Source organism: uncultured Intestinibacter sp. (assembly GCF_902468165.1).
Classification (GTDB): Bacteria; Bacillota; Clostridia; order Peptostreptococcales; family Peptostreptococcaceae; genus Intestinibacter.
Map to the genome: position 1 here is coordinate 19,660 of NZ_CABQXJ010000020.1, position 18,999 is coordinate 38,658.

Below are 18,999 nucleotides of genomic sequence, written 5' to 3' on the forward strand. Positions count from 1 at the left end.
TTATTTTTTGTATATATTTATTCCTTATTCATTATAGTTAAAATAAAAAATTTTTTCAAATTAATTATATTCCTAATTTATTAAAATTGAGATAAATTATTCATCATTGTTGTCATATTAAAGTAGGAATATTTTTTGCAAATTCTTTGTTAAAAATCACTTTGTATGTTCCAAATTTAATAATATATCTATTTTCAAAATATGTCAATAAAGATTTATTGAAAAACAATAAATTTTTATTGTTTTTGAATATTTATTAATTTTTGTTTTTTCTTATTAAATAAATTATGGTTGGAAATTAAAAAGGGACTACCGTCAATTTTATTTTGCGATAGTCCCTTTATTTTTATTATATTTATCTATTAACTAAATCTCTTATTGTATCTATAATTTCATCAGTATTTGGCACAACTGCTGCCTCTAATGTTGGATTATATGGAATTGGTACATCTTTTCCACCTAATCTTTTAACTGGTGCTTTTAGATGATTGAATGCTTCACTTTCAACTATTGAAGCTGATATTTCTCCTCCTAAACCACCTGTTTTTGATGCTTCATGAACTATTAATGCTCTTCCTGTTTTACAGACACTTTTTATTATTGTATCTTTATCCATTGGATATAATGTTCTTAAATCTATTATTTCAACATTTATATTTTCATCTTTTAATTTTTCTGCCGCCATTTCACATCTTTCTAACATCCTACCGTAAGTTACTACTGTGATATCTGAACCATCTCTAGTTATATTTGCTTTTCCTAGTTCTATTACATAATCTTCAGTTGGAACTAATCCTGTAGTTTTATAAAGTAGTTTATTTTCATAGAAAATTACTGGATTATTATCTCTTATTGCGGCTTTTAATAATCCTTTTGCATCTGCTGGAGTTGATGGTGCAACAACTTTAACCCCAGGTATATGACACATCCATGCTTCTAAACTTTGTGAATGTTGTGCTGCTGCTCCTGTCCCTGATCCACCTGGACATCTAACTACCATAGGAACTTGTGCTTTTCCTCCGAACATATATCTCATTTTTGCTGCTTGATTTACGATTACATCCATAGCTATTGTTATAAAATCACTAAACATAATTTCCATTATAGTTCTTAAACCAGTTGCTGCCGCACCTGCTGCACATCCTGCTATAGCTGCTTCCGATATAGGTGTTTCAAGAATTCTCTCCGGACCAAATTCTTCTATCATTCCAACAGAAACACCGAATCCGCCTCCATAAATTCCGATATCCTCTCCTAAAAAGATGATATCTTCATCTCTTCTCATTTCTTCAACCATAGCTTCTCTTACGGCTTCTTTATATGTTATTTCTCTCATTTGCATGTTTATTAAACCTCCTCGCAAATCCTTCCGTCCATAATCTTAATTAGTCAGCATATACATCCTGTTCTAATGTATCTAGTGATGGTTCTGGGCTATTTTTAGCAAATTCAACTGCATCTTCAATATTTTGTTCTACTTGTTTTTCTAACGCTTGTAACTCTTCTTCAGTCGCATATCCTAATTCTAGTATTCTATTTCTTAATTTTATAAGTCCATCTTTTTGTTTCCATGAATCTATTTCTTCTTCAGTTCTATAGACATTTTTATCAGACTTAGAGTGTCCTGCCCATCTATAAGTTTTAGCTTCTACTAATACTGGACCTTCCCCTTTTCTGCATATTTCTGCAGCTTTTTGAACTGTTTCATAAACAGCCTCTGCATCATATCCATCAACTATAAAACTTTCAATTCCATAACTAGATGCTCTATCAGCTACATGTTCTACATTCATAACTTTAGATTGCGCTGTAGACATTCCGTATAGATTATTTTCACAATAAAAAATGACTGGTAATTTCCAAACAGAAGAAAGGTTTACCCCTTCATGGAACGCTCCTTCGTTTGATGCTCCATCTCCGAAAGAACATAAAACAATTTTACCAGTCTTTTTGTATTTTTGAGTAAGAGCTGCTCCTGGAGCTAATGTAAGACCTCCACCAACAATACCGTTTGAACCTAAATTTCCAGATTCAAGGTCAGCTATATGCATTGAGCCACCTTTACCTTTACAATATCCTGTAACTTTTCCCATTAATTCTGCCATCATTTTGTTTAGGTCTATTCCCATACCAATAGACAAAGCATGACCTCTATGTGTCATTGAAACTAAATCTCCATCATCAAGTGCCATAACTGCTGCAACACTTGATGCTTCTTGTCCTATAGATAGATGTGTAGTTCCATGTATCATACCTTTTGAGAAAAAGTAGCATACTTTTTCTTCAAATTTTCTAGCTTGATCCATTCTTTTATACATCTCAAGCATTATTTCCTTTGAAATTGACATACGTTCCTCCTATAACTTATTTATTTTGTGATTTTTAACCGATTTTGCTTTTATTATAATTAATTCTTAAATATTATCATCTTTTTATTTTAGGTATATTAGTTACTAATTTATATAAAGTATAAAAATTACATATTTTTTATATACCTTAATTTATCCATTCTTATATCTAATACTCATTATATTTTTAAGTTATTAAACTTTAATTTTTATATAGGTTCTTTTTAAAGTCCATTGTAATATCGGCTATATTATTTGTCAATATTGTTAAACTTTAAATAACTTTAGGTAATTTATATAGTAACTTTTGTAATAAATAGAAAGTATAGCAAATTTATATATAAACTTATTATACTTTTATTCTATTTTATTCATTTTTCATTTTAGTTAAAACCTCTATGCTAAATTTCTTATAAATGAATATAATCTATTTCTTTATATTAAATAAATAAATTTGTATTTTCTTTTTTATTAAATACTAATATCATCAATTTTAAATGAATTTTTTACATTTATAATAAAAATGATAAATATTTTATTCTATATTATAAAGAAAAATAGTATTTTCTTTTACATCAGATACATATAATTCTTCTGTTATAAAATTAGATAATGGTCCACTTTTTCCTGTTGAATTTAAATTCATAGTTGGTATACCATTTTTGGGATAAATCCCACATCTAGCAATGCCTCCGCAATCTATTATAGCTAGTACAACTTCTTCTTCCGGTACCATTATCTTAAATCCATCTATTAATTCACACCCTGTTAAGTTAGCTATATATTTAGCCAACGGTGGAAATCCATCTGTTGTAACAACTAATATTTTATTTTTCACTTGGGTTGGAACAATTGTTAACGGACCACCCCAACCTTTTGGACCTCTCTTTATAATAATAGATTTATATTTATTCATTTATTTACCCCCATTAATAAAATTCTTATCTTAAATAATAAAAATTCCCCTTTTTATTATTGTGCCTTTATTTTAATTATAAATCAATAGGTTTTAGCTTAATGGTATCGTTTTCCATATAATTATTAAATTTACAATAAACATTAAAACTAATCCTAAATATTAAAACTAATCCTAAATATTAAAAGAAAACCTGAATAGTTATTCTATATTACTACCAAGGTTTCCTCTAATGCATAATTTTATTAATTTTATTTATAATACATATACTTTTTCTTATTCAAAAGATATTATATCTCCAACTTTTATTTCTGGTACTAACCCTCTTACATGTATCTCACCTGGCAAGTTAGATTTAATATCTCCATCAAATTTTAATGTGCAATGTCCTAAATCTTTTAATGTTTTAGTAGCTATATTTCCAACAGATGTTACATCAAAAATCTTATCCCCTATAGTTAATTTGTCCCCAACAAATATCTCTTCATTTAATACCCCAACTTCATGTGAAACAGATATATCTTTTAAATCCGAATCATTTATATCATCATTAAAAAGTATTATTAGATTTCCGTCTTCTGCAAGTTCTTGCACCATTGCCCCAATTGCCGTTACTTTAGTTTTATATTTCATATTTATCCCCCTTAATCTGCTCTTTATTTAATTTTAATTCATTTGTATATTTATGCAATATTTTTTTGGAATTTTATAGTAATAAAAAAGAGAGACCTTATGTCTCTCTTTTATTCTAATTAGCCACGTTTTTACTTTCGAAACATTATATTAAATTTAGTTCTTAGGCTTTCCAAAAATCATTCTTCCTGCTGGAGTTTGAAGTACAGATGTAACTAATACATTTATAGTTTCACCTATATATTTTCTTCCTCCATCTACTACTATCATTGTTCCATCATCTAAATAAGCTATTCCTTGATTTTGTTCCTTACCTTCTTTAACGACTTGTGCCATCATATGCTCTCCAGGTATAGCAACTGGTTTTACTGCATTAGCCAATTCGTTAATGTTTAGGACTTCTACTCCTTGGAATTGAGCGACTTTATTAAGGTTAAAATCATTTGTAACGACCTTTCCTCCTATAGTTTCTGCTAATTTTAGAAGTTTGCTGTCTACTTCTGGTATATCTTCAAAATCTTTATCGCTTATTTCAACTTCTATATCAAGTTCTTTTTGAATTGAATTTAGTATATCAAGACCTCTTCTTCCTCTAACTCTTTTTAAATCATCAGATGAATCAGCTATATGTTGTAGTTCGTTTAATACGAATCTTGGTATAACTAATTTTCCTTCAATAAACCCAGTTTTACATATGTCAGCTATTCTACCGTCAATTATTACGCTTGTATCTAAAACCTTAGGTGGTATTTTCTTTACTATTGTCTCTTTTTTAGATTGTTTTTCTTTATTTAAAGATGTTGTAAGCCTGCTTAATTTATTAATATTAAATAAATCATCTCTACTTTTTAAAGCAATTCTGATACCTATATATCCCATAAATAAATATACTAATATACCTACTATTGCAGTAATTATAGGTATATTCACAAATGTACCTATTCCACTAACTATTAAATAAGCTATTACTAATCCAACTATAAGACCGATTGTTCCCAATAATATATCAGATTGTGGGTATTTAGATATCTCCTTGTCTAGAAGTTTTACACCCTCTCTCACTTTCGATAATATCCATGGTGATATAATATAAAAAATAATACCAAATGCTAATGCAGCTCCTATAGCTATTATATATTTATAATTATTCACATTTGTAAATAATCCTGGTAAAAGTTCAACTAAAGTTATATACACTGCGGTTCCAAATGCAGCTCCTAATAATCCTATTATTATTCTAATTATTTTGCTTATCAAAGTGTCACCCCCTTAAATTTTCTGCTCCTTTGATTTTAATTTTATAATACCTTGATCATGTTAACTATATATGACCATTTCCTAATACTACTTTTAATTTTATAAGTCCATTTCTAATATACGTGGCTCTTATTTCGCCTATTCCTTCAACTTCATCTAATTCTTCTATAGATGCTTGTAAAATCTCTTGGAAGTTTCCAAAATAATTTACTAAGTTTTCTATGATTGATACTGGTAGTCTGTGTACTTTGTTTAGAATTCTATATCCTTTAGTTTGAACTTGTAAGTCCATATCTTCAGAAATTCCACTATATCCTAAAACTTTAGCAATTTTGACCTTGTTTAATAAATCTTCTTCTGATAAATTTCTAATTTTTCTACTACATTCGTTTAAATCTATATTTTCTCTTTTGTAGTCTTTTAATAATAGAAGTCGGTTTTTTTCAGTTCCACCTAATAATTCTTCTAGCTGCATTCTTACTAGATATCCTTCTTCACCTAGGTTAACTAAGTACCCTTCTATTATTTGTGCAACTCTCAATACTCTCTCCATACTTTGAACCACAACTATTACATCATAAATTGTGGCTAAATCACTAAATTCAAGTGAATTTAAGTTATAAATAGATGTATCTAATACATCTTTATATTTTTGTAAAGTTTGTAAAGCTTGGTTTGCTTTAGAAAACACTTCTGCAATTTCTTCAACAACGTATTTTTGATCTCTCCTATAAACTGTGATGACATTTCTTCTTTGTGAAATTGAAATTACAATTGCTCCTGTTTGTTTTGCAACTCTTTCTGCTGTTCTATGTCTAGTCCCAGTTTCTGTTGTAGGTATATTGTAGTTTGGTATTAATTGTGTATTTGCTAATAATATTCTCTTAGAGTCTTCACTAAGTACTATAGCCCCATCCATTTTTGCAAGTTCGTATAAATATGCTGGTGAATATTCGGCATTTATCCTAAATCCACCATCAACAATTTTCATAACCTCTTCATTTGAATCTAGAACTATAAGCCCACCTGTTTTTGCTCTTAATACATTTTCTAGACCTTTTCTTAGTGGGGTCCCTGGAGATATCATTTTTAAAGCATGCAATAAACCTTCGTTATTAATTATATTATCCATAATAATTATTACCCCCTTAGCACTATATTTATCGCTTGTCTAAGATTGTCAACTGGTATTATCTCTATGCCTTTTACATCTTTTACTACTTCATAATTATTTCTAGGTATCACTATTTTTTTGAATCCTAGTTTTTTACATTCTGCTATTCTTTTTTCGATATAACTCACAGCTCTTATTTCTCCAGTTAAACCAACCTCTCCTGTAACAACTATGTCTGATGCTATAGGTATATTTCTAAAACTTGAAGCAACAGCAATAACTATCCCTAAATCTATTGATGGCTCGTTTATTTTGATTCCCCCAACGACATTTATATATACATCTTGGTTTTGAATTTGTAAACCAATTCTCTTTTCTAAAACTGCTAATAATAAGGCTACTCTGTTAAAATCTACCCCCGTAGATGTTCTTCTTGCCATACCAAAGTTAGTAGGCGCTACTAAAGCCTGTAATTCTAATAACATTGGTCTAGTCCCCTCAACTGTTGATATGATTACGGAACCAGAAACATCTTTTGGTTTTTCAGAAATCAAAACTTGTGAAGGATTTTTTAATTCAACTAAACCTATATCCTTCATTTCAAATACTCCTAATTCATTAGTAGAACCAAATCTATTTTTTACTGCTCTAACTAATCTATAAGAGTTGTATCTTTCTCCCTCAAAATATAATACTGTATCTACCATATGTTCTAATAATTTAGGTCCTGCAAGAGCACCCTCTTTTGTAACATGACCAACGATAAATGTTGATATACCCATTTTTTTAGATATTTTCATGAATTTTGAAGTTCCCTCTTTGATTTGACTAACAGTACCTGGAGCTGAAGATATCTCTGGAGAATATACAGTTTGAATTGAATCAACTATAATTAAATCTGGATTTATTTTTTCTAAATGAGCTTCTATTATACTCAGATTATTTTCAGCAAAAATATATAAATTTTGTGAATTAACACCTAATCTACTTGCTCTCATTTTTATTTGAGATTCTGATTCCTCGCCAGATATATATAATACCTTTTTATTAGTATTTGCAACTTTGCTAGATACTTGCATTAAAAGTGTAGACTTTCCTATCCCAGGATCACCACCGACTAAAACCAATGACCCTTTTACAATTCCTCCACCTAAAACTCTATCTAATTCTTCTATATCTGTTGTAAATCTTTCTTCTTTTACAGCAACTATTGAATTTATGCTCACTGGCTGTGAGCTTGATTTATCTATTATAAAAACTTCCTTTTTAGTTTTTTTTTCTTCTATTTCTTCTACAAATGAATTCCATTTCATACATTCTGGGCATTTACCCATCCATTTACTCGTCTCATAACCACATGACTGACATACGTATTTCGTTCTAATTTTCGCCATTAATTTTATCACCCTTAACATCTAATTCTATTATTAGAATAACATATATCTTATTTTAATAATATCAAATATTTCTTACATAATCCTTAAAAAACAAGAAAATTTTGCATTTTTAGTACTTAATCTTTTAAATATACTAAATTTATTATATATATATACATTTTTCTATTCTTAAATCTATTATTTAAAATAGGGGAGTTTCAACTCCCCCATTAAATAATTATACAAGTTTTTAATAATTTTATTTAACATTAAACACCATCTTGCCATCTTTTGCACTAGCAACTACATCGTCGCCTGGTTTAATAGTTCTTTGTAAAATTAATTCTGATAATTCATTTTCTAAATTATTTTGTATTGCTCTTTTTAATGGTCTAGCACCATATTCTAAGTCAATACCTTCTTTTGAAATCAAATCTATTGCATCTTGTTCCATTTCTAAATTAATATCTAAATCTTTTAATCTATTTATTAATTCTTTGCACATTAAGACAACTATACTAGATATGTCTTCTTTAGTTAATGAATGGAATACTATTATATCATCTATTCTATTTAAGAATTCAGGTCTAAATTGTTTTTTAAGTTCGACCATAATAGTTTCTTTCATTTTTTCATATTCATCTTTTTGTGCATCTTTTTCATTTACAACTCCAAATCCTAATCGTTTTTGTTTTTTAATTGTAGTAGCTCCAACATTTGAAGTAAGTATAATGATGCAATTTTTAAAGTCTACAGTTCTCCCCTTCGAATCTGTAAGTCTACCATCATCTAATATTTGTAATAAAATATTAAATACATCTGGATGAGCTTTTTCTATTTCATCAAATAATATTACTGAATATGGTTTTTTTCTAACTTGTTCTGTAAGTTGACCACCCTCATCATATCCTACATAACCTGGAGGAGAACCTATTAATCTAGATACTGCGTGTTTTTCCATGTATTCAGACATATCAATTCTTACAATTTGATTTTCATCTCCAAATTGTGCCTCTGCTAAAGCTTTACTTAGTTCTGTTTTACCTACCCCTGTTGGTCCTAAAAATAGAAAAGAACCGATTGGCTTACTTGGGTCTTTTATTCCTGCTCTAGATCGTCTTATAGCAGTTGCAATAGATTTTATTGCCTCATCCTGTCCTACAACTCTTTTGTGTAAGATATTTTCCATATTTAATAATTTTTCGGCTTCTTCCTCTACGATTTTATTTACTGGTATTCCAGTCCACATAGAAACTATATCTGCTATTACTTCAGCATTAACTGTATCTTTGTCTTTTGTAGAGTTATTCCATTTTTCCCTAACTTGCGTTAATTCTTCTTTTAACTTTCTTTGTTCATCCCTAACTTTAGCTGCCTTTTCGAAGTTTTGGCATCTAACTGCCTCTTCCTTTTCATTATTTATACTTTCTATTTTTTCTTCTAATTCTTTTATGTTTTCTGGTGGAGTATTTTCTTTCAATCTTACTTTTGAACCTGCTTCATCAATCAAGTCAATTGCTTTATCTGGTAAAAATCTATCGGTTATGTATCTTACAGATAAATCTACTGCTGCATCTATAGCTTCGTCTGTTATTTTTACTTTGTGATGTGCTTCATATCTATCTCTAAGAATTTTTAAGATTTTTACTGTATTTTCTTTGCTAGGTTCTTCTACTAAAACAGGTTGGAATCTACGTTCTAGTGCTGCATCTTTTTCTATATGTTTTCTGTATTCATCAATAGTTGTTGCTCCTATTATTTGCATTTCTCCCCTTGCTAATACAGGTTTTAAAATATTTGATGCATCTATTGAACCTTCTCCTGTTGATCCAGCTCCAACAATTGTATGTAATTCATCTATAAAAAGTATTATGTTTTCTTTTTCTCTTACTTCATCGATTACTTGTTTGATTCTTTCTTCAAATTCACCTCTATACTTAGCTCCTGCTAACAAACTCCCCATATCTAGAGTATATAGTGCTTTGTCTTTTAATGTATCTGGCACTCTTCCTCTAGAAATATTTATAGCTAATCCTTCAGCTACAGAAGTTTTCCCAACTCCGGGATCTCCAATTAATACTGGATTATTTTTTGTTCTTCTGCTTAAAATTTGGATTACTCTTTGAATTTCTTTTTCCCTGCATATAACTGGGTCTATTTTTCCTTTGTTAGCCTCTGATGTAAGGTTAACACCATATTTATCTAATAATTTTGATTTTGAAGATTCTTCTTTATTTGTATCACTCTTTTTAGCTGGTTCCATTGAATAATTTTCAACTCCCATCATTTTCATAATTGATTCTACTATGTCTCTTTGATCTGCACCTAAACTGCTAAGTAATTTTATACCTAGTCCTTCACCTTCTTGGGCAATAGCTAATAATATATGCTCTGTACCTATGTAATTAGTTTTTAGTTTATTGGCAAAAACAGCGGCTTTTTCTAAAATTTGCTTTGAGCGTGGGCTTAAAGGTATATCTTCTTCAACTGGATTATTTCTACCTTCTATTTCAACTAATTTATTCTCAAATGTATTAATATCTATTCCTAAACTTTTAAGAACTCTTGCTGCAATTCCATCTTTTTCTCTTAAAAGTCCTACTACTAAGTGTTCAGTTCCTACTACTCTATGCCCCAAGCCTTTAGCATAACTTTTGCCAAGATTTATAGCAGTTTTGGCCCCCTGAGTAAATCTATTGAAGTACATACCAATCCCTCCTATCGATGCTATACTGATAATTAATCTGTATAGACAGAAATAATATTATTTATTATTTCTATTAGCTAAACTAAATTCCCTTCTAATATAAGTTGCTCTTTCTATTTTATTCTCTTCATCATATGCACTTATAATTTTTAAGTAAGGTTGTCTTCCTGTCATTAGTTTTGTTATTTTTTCTAGGCTTACATCTTCTATATAACCCATTTCTATCCCTAATTTAACATTAGACAAACATTGCATTAACTCTGAGTTTGTAATTACTCTAGCACTAGATAAAATTGCTAAAGATCTAAAAATTTCATCCTCTAAGTTTATTTTTTCAAGATTTTTTAATACTTCTCTTGATTCATATTCCCTTTTACTTAAATCATTTGACATACTTTCTACGCTTTGGATTATATTAGATTCAGACCTTCCAAGCATTATGCTATTAGATATAGTGTATAAACTTCCTAATATGGATTTTGTTTTTCCATATACCCCTTTAAAGTTAACACCTATTTTATGTGCTATTTTGTAATAATCATCTACTTGTTTTAATTTTTCTATAGATGGTATATGTATAGTATTAGTTATCTTAAGCCCTGTCCCTACATTAACAGGGCATGTTGTTAAATATCCTAAATCTTTATCAAAGGCATATTCTAAATTTGATTCTAATATATCATCTATTTCATTTCCTATTTCATATAAGCCCTTAATGTCATTATTACCAACTACTTGGATTTTTATATGGTCTAGTCCATTTATTAATATGCATATTGTTTTATCTGTATTAATAAGTAATGCTGCATTTTGACTTTCTAAGAAGTTATCATCTATTAATTCCATTTCTATAAGTGCATTTATTTCTATTTCACTTAAATCATTTTTTCTATGTAAAATAAACTCATATTTTGAGTTGGATAAAGTGTTTTTTACTTTATCTATTATAATATCAGCTTCTTTACTAGATAACTTATGCGGAAATGAGTAACCCTTTAAATTTCTTGCTATCTCTATTTTTGACTTCATTACTGCACTTTGTTCCATATAAATTCCTCCTAAATATCGTTGGCTTCTAACTGTAGTATTTCATCTCTAAGTTTAGCAGCTTGCTCATATTCTTCTTCTTGGATGGCTATATTTAATTGTTCTTTTAATTGTTCAACTGTTCTAATAGCTTCTGTATCTTTGCATTTATTTTTAGGAAACTTACCTATATGTTCTGAATAGCCATAAATGCCTTCTAATATAGGTTTTAATTGTTTTTCAAAAGTTGAATAACATTTACTGCATCCTAATTTTCCTGTTTTTTTGTATTCCTCAAAAGAAGTATTGCAAACACTACATGTAATATCTACTTTTTCTTCATTTTTTTGTGAAGATTCTGTATTATCAATACCATTTACCCCTTCGACTACATTTTTATCTTCTATTTCCTTTAAATCTTTTATCAAATTGTTTATTGTATCTTCATTAAACTCCATATTCGATAAAATATCATTTATAGGAAAAGGAATTTGCATGTCAGGACTCATGCTATCATGAAATTCTTTTGCACAATCTGTACATAAGTACATTTGACTATTCTTACCATTAACAACTGTACTTATAAAAACTGTAGCTACTTTTTTATTACATTTTTGACACAACATATTATCCCTCCTCATAAATAAAATAGCCATGCTAATATTTTTCAATTATTTTATATTGAATGTCTAAATATTTAGACTTCTTTATAACACATAATATTATTATTACCTCTTTTATGTTAATTCAATGCAGATTAATTTATTTGCTATTATTATTTTACTATTTATAAAGCTATTAATATGCTTTTTGACTATTATTTATAATTATATACTTTTTTATATTCATTCACAACAAAAAGGAACCTATACAAATTAACGCTGTACAAGTCCCCTTTAGATAATTTTAAATATTAATTATCTTGAGCTTCCTCAATTATTTTTTTAGCTATTTGAGCTGGAACTTCTTCATATTTTTCTATTTCCATTTCAAATTGACCTCTACCTTGAGTCATAGCTCTTAAGTCTATAGCATATTTAAATGTTTCACTTTGAGGTGCTTCGGCAAATATAACTTGTTTGCCTTTGTCATTAGGTTCCATACCTAATATTCTACCTCTTCTTTTATTTATATCCCCCATAACATCTCCCATATATTCCTCTGGAACTGTTATTTTTAATTTCATTATAGGTTCTAATAAAATTGGTTTTGCTTCTTGCATACCTTTTTTGAATGCTATTGAAGCGGCAGTTTTGAATGCCATTTCAGAAGAGTCTACATCATGGTAAGAACCATCATATAATACAGCTTTAATATTTGTAACTGGATAACCTGCTAATATACCTTTTTGCATAGAATCTTTTAATCCCTTTTCTACTGCTGGTATATATGATTTTGGAACAGAACCACCGAATATTTCTTCTGAGAACTCAAAATCTTGTGCTGATCTTGAAAATCTTATCTTAACATCACCATATTGTCCACGTCCTCCAGATTGTTTTTTATGTTTACCTTGTACATCTGAAGTTCCTTTTATTGTTTCTCTATAGGCAACTTTAATATCTTCTATATCAAAATCAACTCCATATTTTTCTTTCATTTGTTTTTTAATTGTTTTTATGTGTAGTTCACCTTGGCCACCAACAAGAGTTTGTTTTGTTTCTGGATTTCTGTACCAGTGTATAGTTGGGTCTTCTTCTGAAACTTTATTTAAACAAGAAGCAATTTTTTCTTCGTCCCCTTTATTTTTAGGAACAATTGCATAATAAATTTGTGGTTTTGGCAATTCGATTGGAGGTAATGGTATAGCATCTGCTTTTTCTGCTATAGTATCTCCTGTTTTTAATGATGAAATTTTAGTTACTACTACTATGTCACCTGCTTTTGCCTCTTGAAGTTCTTCTAAATTTCCATTTACTGTTGTATATATATTAGATATTTTTTCTTTTTTATCTTGAGTTATATCTATGATGTCCATGTCTTTTTTTAGAGTTCCTTCTATTATTTTTATGTAAGACAATTTTCCTGTGAATGGGTCAACCATTGTCTTGAATACTTGTCCTCTAAATGGTGAATCGCTATCTGTGTGACCTGGATAAATGTAAGATTCTAATGTCTCTAATATTTCTTTTGTTCCTATATTATTTATAGTTGAACCACAGATAACTGGGATGATATCCCCTCTTTTTATACCTATAGTGATTCCTTTTTGTAATTCTTCTTCAGTAAATCTTTCTCCGCTAAAATATTTATCTAAATAAGCATCGTCAGCTTCTGCAACAAGTTCCATAAGACCTTCTTTTATTGCTAATGCTTGTTGTTCAAAATCTCCATCAAATGCTTCTTGTAAGTTATCTAGTATATTATGTAATTTGACAAATTGTTTGTCTTTGTATTCAGGTATTATCATTGGTACTATTTTTTTATCGTATTTTTGTCTTAACATGTCTATTGCATCTTTGTATCTAGCTTTTTCGTTATCAATTTTGTTAATAAACATTATTTTCGGCATATTTTCGGTAAATTCTAGTGACTTTTCTGTTCCTACTTGTATCGGATTTGTTGCATCTATTACTATAACTGCAGCTGCACAAGCTCTTAGAGAAGAAATTACTTCTCCACAGAAGTCGAAGTATCCAGGAGTATCTAATAAATTATATTTGATACCATTGTATTCTACTGGTACTAGTCCCATACTATAAGTCATATTAGTTTTATCGCTTAATTGTGGTATCTTATTTGTAAGATTAGCAGTGTATGCTATCGCTTCGATTAAATTAGTTTTACCACAACCACTATGTCCTAAAATTGCAATATTTCTTAAATCGTTACTATCATATACTTTCATAAGAGCACCTACCTTTGTTTGTTATAAAAATTTAAGTCGTTGATTTCCTTAATATTTTTATTTATATATTTTGTAATATATAATCCCTTTTATTACATTATATGCCATTTTAAAAAGAATTATTTACTTTATAGTTAAATATATTTCTACATATAAGTATAATTTCCCTCTTTATATCTATAATTTTTTTATTGTTATTCCAATATGGAAATCGTTTTTTCAAGTTGGATTTTAATGACGTATTCCCTTCTTTTATTTCTTATTTTGGATTAGTTTTATTATGTAATTTATAGTTTTTTGTATGTGTTTTTTCTTAGTAAAGTCACCCGCGTAGGGGTGAAAATTTTAAATCATAAAAAAGTCACCTTTATATATTTAATGTAGGTATTCACACTACATATATAATAAAAAGGTGACTTCAAATTAATTTTAATATATTGTTTTTAAATAATTTTTAATAATTATGCTTCAGTTACAGCTTCTTCTCCTAGTGATTCCATAGTCATTAATAATTGTTTATCTGTAACCATATCTCCTTCTCTAACTTCTATAGAAGATATTTTCCCGGCTACTTTAGCAACTATATTAGTTTCCATCTTCATAGCTTCTATAACTATTAATGGTTGATTTTCTTCTACTATATCACCTTTCTTGACAAGAGTTTTAACTACTTTGCCTGGTATTGCTGCACCTATTTGTAATGGGTCATTCATATCAGCAAGTTGAACTTGTTTTATTAATCCTGAGAAGTTTTTATCTTTTATTTCGACTTCTCTTAATGATCCATTCATTCTAAATACTACTGTTCTATATCCATTTTCTTTTACTGGACCAACCCCAATTAATCTTATCGCTAATAATTTACCTTCTTCTATTTCAACATCACATTCTTCGTCTTTATCTAGTCCATAGAAGAATACATGACTTTCTAATTTAGATATGTCGTTATATTCTTGAAGGTGTCTTAAATAATCTTCATAAACTTTTGGATATAATTCATAACTTAAAATATTTCTTATATTAGATTCCATAGAGAATTTTTCATTTAAATATTCTTTATCAGCTTCAAAATCAGCTAACGGCATTAATTTACCTGGTCTGTCTGTTATTGGAGCTTCCCCTTTTAAAACAACTTCTTGTAAATCTTTTGGTATTCCTCCAACAGGTTGACCTATCATTCCTTTACAATAATCAACAACTGAATCTGGGAATGATAATTTTTTACCTTCTTCTATTATGTTTTCTTCGTTCAATTTATTTTTAGTCATAAATATTGATAAGTCCCCAACAACTTTAGAAGATGGTGTAACTTTTATTATATCCCCTAATATCTTATTAGCTTTTTGATAATTTTCTTTTACTGAGTCAAATTCATCTTGTAATCCTAAACTATCTGCTTGTGCTTTAAGGTTAGAATATTGTCCTCCAGGCATTTCATATTGATATATTTGTGCGAAAGAAGTTGTTAATCCACTTTCAAATTTTTTATAAACTTCTCTTAAATCATAATAATAATCGCCTATTTGCTCATATCCATATAAATCTATTTTTGTATCTCTTTCATCAAATCTTAAAGCCTCTACTATAGCATTTAACGATGGTTGACTTGTAAGCCCTGCCATTGATTGTAAAGCTGTATCTACTATGTCTACACCAGCTTTAGATGCCATTAAACAAGTTGCAACTCCATTACCACTAGTATCATGAGTATGTAGATGTATTGGTGTATTTACATTTTCCTTTAATGCTTTTATTAAGCTATACGCTGCGTGTGGTTTTAATAAACCTGCCATATCTTTTATACATATGATATCTGTTCCTAATGACTCTAACTCTTGTGCCATATTTATATAATATTCAAGGTTGTATTTAGACTTAGATGGGTCTAATATGTCTCCTGTATAACACATTGTCGCTTCTACTATTTTGCCTGTTTCTAGACCTGCATCAATTGATAATTTCATATTTTCAACCCAGTTTAGTGAGTCAAATATTCTTATTACATCTATTCCTTGTTTTGCTGATTCTTTTATAAACTCAGTTATAACATTGTCTGGATAGTTAGTATATCCAACACCGTTAGATGCTCTAAATAGCATTTGGAATAATATATCTGGTATTTCTTCTCTTAGTTTTTGTAGTCTTCTCCATGGTGATTCGTTTAGAAATCTATACGCAACGTCAAAAGTAGCTCCTCCCCACATTTCTAGTGAGAATAAATCTTTCATGTAGGCCTCTGTGGCTGGTGCTGCTTGTAAGAAGTCGTAAGTTCTTAATCTTGTTGCAACTAAAGATTGATGTGCATCTCTCATAGTTGTATCTGTTAATAATAATTTCTTTTCATTTTTTATTTTTTCTATATATGCTTGTTTTCCTAGTCTTTCTAGTTGTTGTCTACTTCCTTCAACATATGGAATGTCTGTTCTTATTATTGGTTTGTGTGGTTTAGTAAATACTGGCTTTTGCGCACATTTATTTTCATTTACTATAACGTTACCTATGAATTGAAGCAATTTTGTTGCTCTATTTTTGCTTTCTTTTATATTAAATAATTCTGGGTGTTCATCTATAAATTTTGTACTACATTTCCCTTCTTGGAATACAGGACTTTCTAGTACGTTAGTTAAGAATCCGACATTTGTTTTTACTCCTCTGATTCTAAACTCTCTTATAGATCTTAACATTTTATTGATTGCTTTTTTGAATGTTCTATCCCAAGATACAGTTTTAACTAATAAACTGTCGTAATATGGACTTATATCGAACCCTGCACATCCATTACCACCATCAAGTCTTATACCTGCTCCTGAACCAGTTCTATAAACTTGTATCTTTCCTGTGTCTGGCATAAAGTTATTTTTAGGGTCTTCTGTTGTAATTCTGCATTGAATTGAAAATCCACTTACTTTTACGCTTTCTTGAGATTTTATATCTATTTCTTCACTATCTAAAGTGTATCCTTCTGCTATTAATATTTGGCTTTGTACTATATCTATACCAGTTACTTCTTCTGTTACAGTATGTTCAACTTGAACCCTTGGGTTCATTTCTATGAAGTAATGGTTTCCATCTGAATCCACTAAGAACTCTAAAGTTCCTGCATTTACATAGCCAACACTCTTAGCTATTTTTACTGCATCACTACATATTTTTTCTCTTAACTCTGTAGATAAAGAAAATGCAGGTGCATATTCAATTATTTTTTGATGTCTTCTTTGTACAGAACAATCTCTTTCGTATAAATGGACTATGTTTCCTTGTTTATCCCCTAATATCTGTACTTCTATATGTTTTGGCTCTACAATATATTTTTCTATAAATATAACTGCTTTCCCAAAGGCTTTTTTTGATTCACTACAGGCAGTTTCATATTCAAGAGCTAAGTCTTTTTCATTATAAACTACTCTCATACCTCTACCGCCACCGCCATTAGACGCTTTAACCATAACAGGATATCCAACGTAATTTGCGACTTCTTTTGCCTCTTCAACACTCTCTATAACCTTATCAACTCCAGGTATAGTAGGAACCCCTACTCCATGGGCAACCTTTTTAGAGTTTATTTTATCCCCCATCTTATCCATTATATCTGCTGATGGCCCTATAAAAGTTATTCCATTTTCTTCGCATTTGCGAACAAACTCTGAATTCTCAGCTAAAAATCCATATCCAGGATGGATAGCATCAACATTTTTTTGTTTGGCCAATTCTATAATTCCATCTATGTCTAGATATACATCAATAGGTCCCTTATCTTCATCTATCAGATAAGATTCATCAGCTTTTGTTCTAAATAAACTATACTTATCTTCCTTGCTATATATCCCTACACTTTTTATGCCTAACTCTGCACATGCTCTAAAAATTCTTATTGCAATTTCTCCTCTGTTTGCAACTAATACTTTTTTAAACTGCTTTTGCATATTATCCCCTCCTGCTTATTTTCATCGTAATATTTAAGATTATAAATCAATTTAATTTAATTTGTAACCGCTTTTCTCAACTTCCTTAATTAATAATAAAATTTCTTATAATGTATAAGAATATTTATGTGTTTACAAAAAATAACATATTTTTATTAAGTAATTTTAGAATATTTTTTATTACATATAAATAAATATTTTTATTTGTATGAATAAATATATTATTTTGCGTTTAAATGTACTATATAAATTAATTTTTATAATCTCCCCTGTATTACGATGAAAGCATGATAGCTCAAAATTTATTTATTATTGCATATTTATATTATTAATCTGTTTCAGATAATAATCTTTTTACGACATCAGAAAGTTTAAGTGTTCCTAAATCTGTATGAGTTACAGCCATTACTGTTTTTATTTTATTTTCACTCATATCCCATTTATAAGATCTAGCCTCCATGATTGAGTACATTGGCATTAAATCTTCTAATTCCATAGCTTTTTCTTCTGCAATTTGCATATATTCTTCGAATAAATCATCCATTTCCATGCCGCTTAAATCATATTCTTCTTCTATTTCTTTTTTAATTAAATCTACATCTAAAGTTAATAAATATGCTAAAACATCTTCTCTTTTAGTTGCTTTACACATATCTTTTTCAACTTTAAAATTACTTTTTTCTTCGATTAAATTTTTTATTTCTTCGCTGTCAATTATTTGTTCGTCAAATATTATATACAAAACTCTTTTATATCAGATAGTCTTATTTTATAACCTATCCGATTCTCCTTTCTTATTTTTTAATTATTATATAATTATATATTAATAATATAACCTTATTAATATAATT

The 18,999-nt window shown here is 29.0% G+C and carries 13 protein-coding genes; all 13 read right to left on the reverse strand.

Annotation, left to right across the window (positions count from 1 at the left end; all coding sequences use genetic code 11):
• Positions 1–355: 355 nt before the first annotated feature.
• Positions 356–1,342, reverse strand: a complete 987-nt coding sequence (locus RDX53_RS05525) for an alpha-ketoacid dehydrogenase subunit beta (protein WP_195931861.1) — start codon at positions 1,340–1,342, stop codon at positions 356–358.
• Between the two features lie 43 nt (positions 1,343–1,385).
• The gene (locus RDX53_RS05530; RefSeq protein WP_195931860.1) at positions 1,386–2,348 is read right to left on the reverse strand and encodes a thiamine pyrophosphate-dependent dehydrogenase E1 component subunit alpha; all 963 of its coding nucleotides are present in this window, start codon (positions 2,346–2,348) and stop codon (positions 1,386–1,388) included.
• 535 nt (positions 2,349–2,883) lie between these two features.
• Positions 2,884–3,264: a hypothetical protein gene (locus RDX53_RS05535; RefSeq protein ID WP_195931690.1), complete on the reverse strand. Its 381-nt coding sequence runs from the start codon at positions 3,262–3,264 to the stop codon at positions 2,884–2,886.
• A 276-nt stretch (positions 3,265–3,540) separates the two neighbouring features.
• A complete protein-coding gene (locus RDX53_RS05540; RefSeq protein WP_295764045.1) occupies positions 3,541–3,897 on the reverse strand; it encodes a PTS glucitol/sorbitol transporter subunit IIA in 357 nt (118 codons plus the stop codon).
• 156 nt (positions 3,898–4,053) lie between these two features.
• Positions 4,054–5,154 (reverse strand): PIN/TRAM domain-containing protein, encoded by a 1,101-nt coding sequence (locus tag RDX53_RS05545; RefSeq protein ID WP_195931688.1) that lies wholly within the window; start codon positions 5,152–5,154, stop codon positions 4,054–4,056.
• A gap of 64 nt (positions 5,155–5,218) precedes the next feature.
• Positions 5,219–6,286: a DNA integrity scanning diadenylate cyclase DisA gene (gene disA / locus RDX53_RS05550; protein ID WP_307993825.1), complete on the reverse strand. Its 1,068-nt coding sequence runs from the start codon at positions 6,284–6,286 to the stop codon at positions 5,219–5,221.
• A gap of 8 nt (positions 6,287–6,294) precedes the next feature.
• Positions 6,295–7,662, reverse strand: a complete 1,368-nt coding sequence (radA, locus tag RDX53_RS05555; RefSeq protein WP_195931686.1) for a DNA repair protein RadA — start codon at positions 7,660–7,662, stop codon at positions 6,295–6,297.
• A 241-nt stretch (positions 7,663–7,903) separates the two neighbouring features.
• Complete coding sequence (locus RDX53_RS05560) at positions 7,904–10,351, reverse strand: ATP-dependent Clp protease ATP-binding subunit (RefSeq protein ID WP_195931571.1); 2,448 nt, start codon at positions 10,349–10,351, stop codon at positions 7,904–7,906.
• Between the two features lie 57 nt (positions 10,352–10,408).
• The gene (locus RDX53_RS05565) at positions 10,409–11,398 is read right to left on the reverse strand and encodes a hypothetical protein (RefSeq protein ID WP_295735103.1); all 990 of its coding nucleotides are present in this window, start codon (positions 11,396–11,398) and stop codon (positions 10,409–10,411) included.
• An 11-nt stretch (positions 11,399–11,409) separates the two neighbouring features.
• Positions 11,410–12,003 carry a UvrB/UvrC motif-containing protein gene (locus RDX53_RS05570; RefSeq protein WP_295778516.1) on the reverse strand — a complete coding sequence of 198 codons (594 nt, stop codon included), beginning with the start codon at positions 12,001–12,003 and terminating at the stop codon, positions 11,410–11,412.
• 287 nt (positions 12,004–12,290) lie between these two features.
• Positions 12,291–14,225, reverse strand: a complete 1,935-nt coding sequence (locus tag RDX53_RS05575) for a translation factor GTPase family protein (protein WP_295677442.1) — start codon at positions 14,223–14,225, stop codon at positions 12,291–12,293.
• A gap of 461 nt (positions 14,226–14,686) precedes the next feature.
• Entirely contained in the window at positions 14,687–18,148 is a 3,462-nt protein-coding gene (locus RDX53_RS05580) for a pyruvate carboxylase (RefSeq protein ID WP_307993826.1), read from the reverse strand.
• A gap of 328 nt (positions 18,149–18,476) precedes the next feature.
• Positions 18,477–18,890 (reverse strand): hypothetical protein, encoded by a 414-nt coding sequence (locus RDX53_RS05585; protein WP_295576198.1) that lies wholly within the window; start codon positions 18,888–18,890, stop codon positions 18,477–18,479.
• Positions 18,891–18,999: the final 109 nt, after the last annotated feature.

What these genes read in the sequence shown, in the direction of transcription:
- RDX53_RS05560 (WP_195931571.1), bottom strand. Translation starts at nt 10,351, where the DNA reads ATGTACTTCAATAGATTTACTCAGGGGGCCAAAACTGCTATAAATCTT.
- disA (WP_307993825.1), bottom strand. Translation starts at nt 6,286, where the DNA reads ATGGATAATATAATTAATAACGAAGGTTTATTGCATGCTTTAAAAATG.
- RDX53_RS05570 (WP_295778516.1), bottom strand. Translation starts at nt 12,003, where the DNA reads ATGTTGTGTCAAAAATGTAATAAAAAAGTAGCTACAGTTTTTATAAGT.
- RDX53_RS05525 (WP_195931861.1), bottom strand. Translation starts at nt 1,342, where the DNA reads ATGCAAATGAGAGAAATAACATATAAAGAAGCCGTAAGAGAAGCTATG.
- RDX53_RS05575 (WP_295677442.1), bottom strand. Translation starts at nt 14,225, where the DNA reads ATGAAAGTATATGATAGTAACGATTTAAGAAATATTGCAATTTTAGGA.
- RDX53_RS05565 (WP_295735103.1), bottom strand. Translation starts at nt 11,398, where the DNA reads ATGGAACAAAGTGCAGTAATGAAGTCAAAAATAGAGATAGCAAGAAAT.
- RDX53_RS05540 (WP_295764045.1), bottom strand. Translation starts at nt 3,897, where the DNA reads ATGAAATATAAAACTAAAGTAACGGCAATTGGGGCAATGGTGCAAGAA.
- RDX53_RS05530 (WP_195931860.1), bottom strand. Translation starts at nt 2,348, where the DNA reads ATGTCAATTTCAAAGGAAATAATGCTTGAGATGTATAAAAGAATGGAT.
- RDX53_RS05580 (WP_307993826.1), bottom strand. Translation starts at nt 18,148, where the DNA reads ATGCAAAAGCAGTTTAAAAAAGTATTAGTTGCAAACAGAGGAGAAATT.
- radA (WP_195931686.1), bottom strand. Translation starts at nt 7,662, where the DNA reads ATGGCGAAAATTAGAACGAAATACGTATGTCAGTCATGTGGTTATGAG.
- RDX53_RS05535 (WP_195931690.1), bottom strand. Translation starts at nt 3,264, where the DNA reads ATGAATAAATATAAATCTATTATTATAAAGAGAGGTCCAAAAGGTTGG.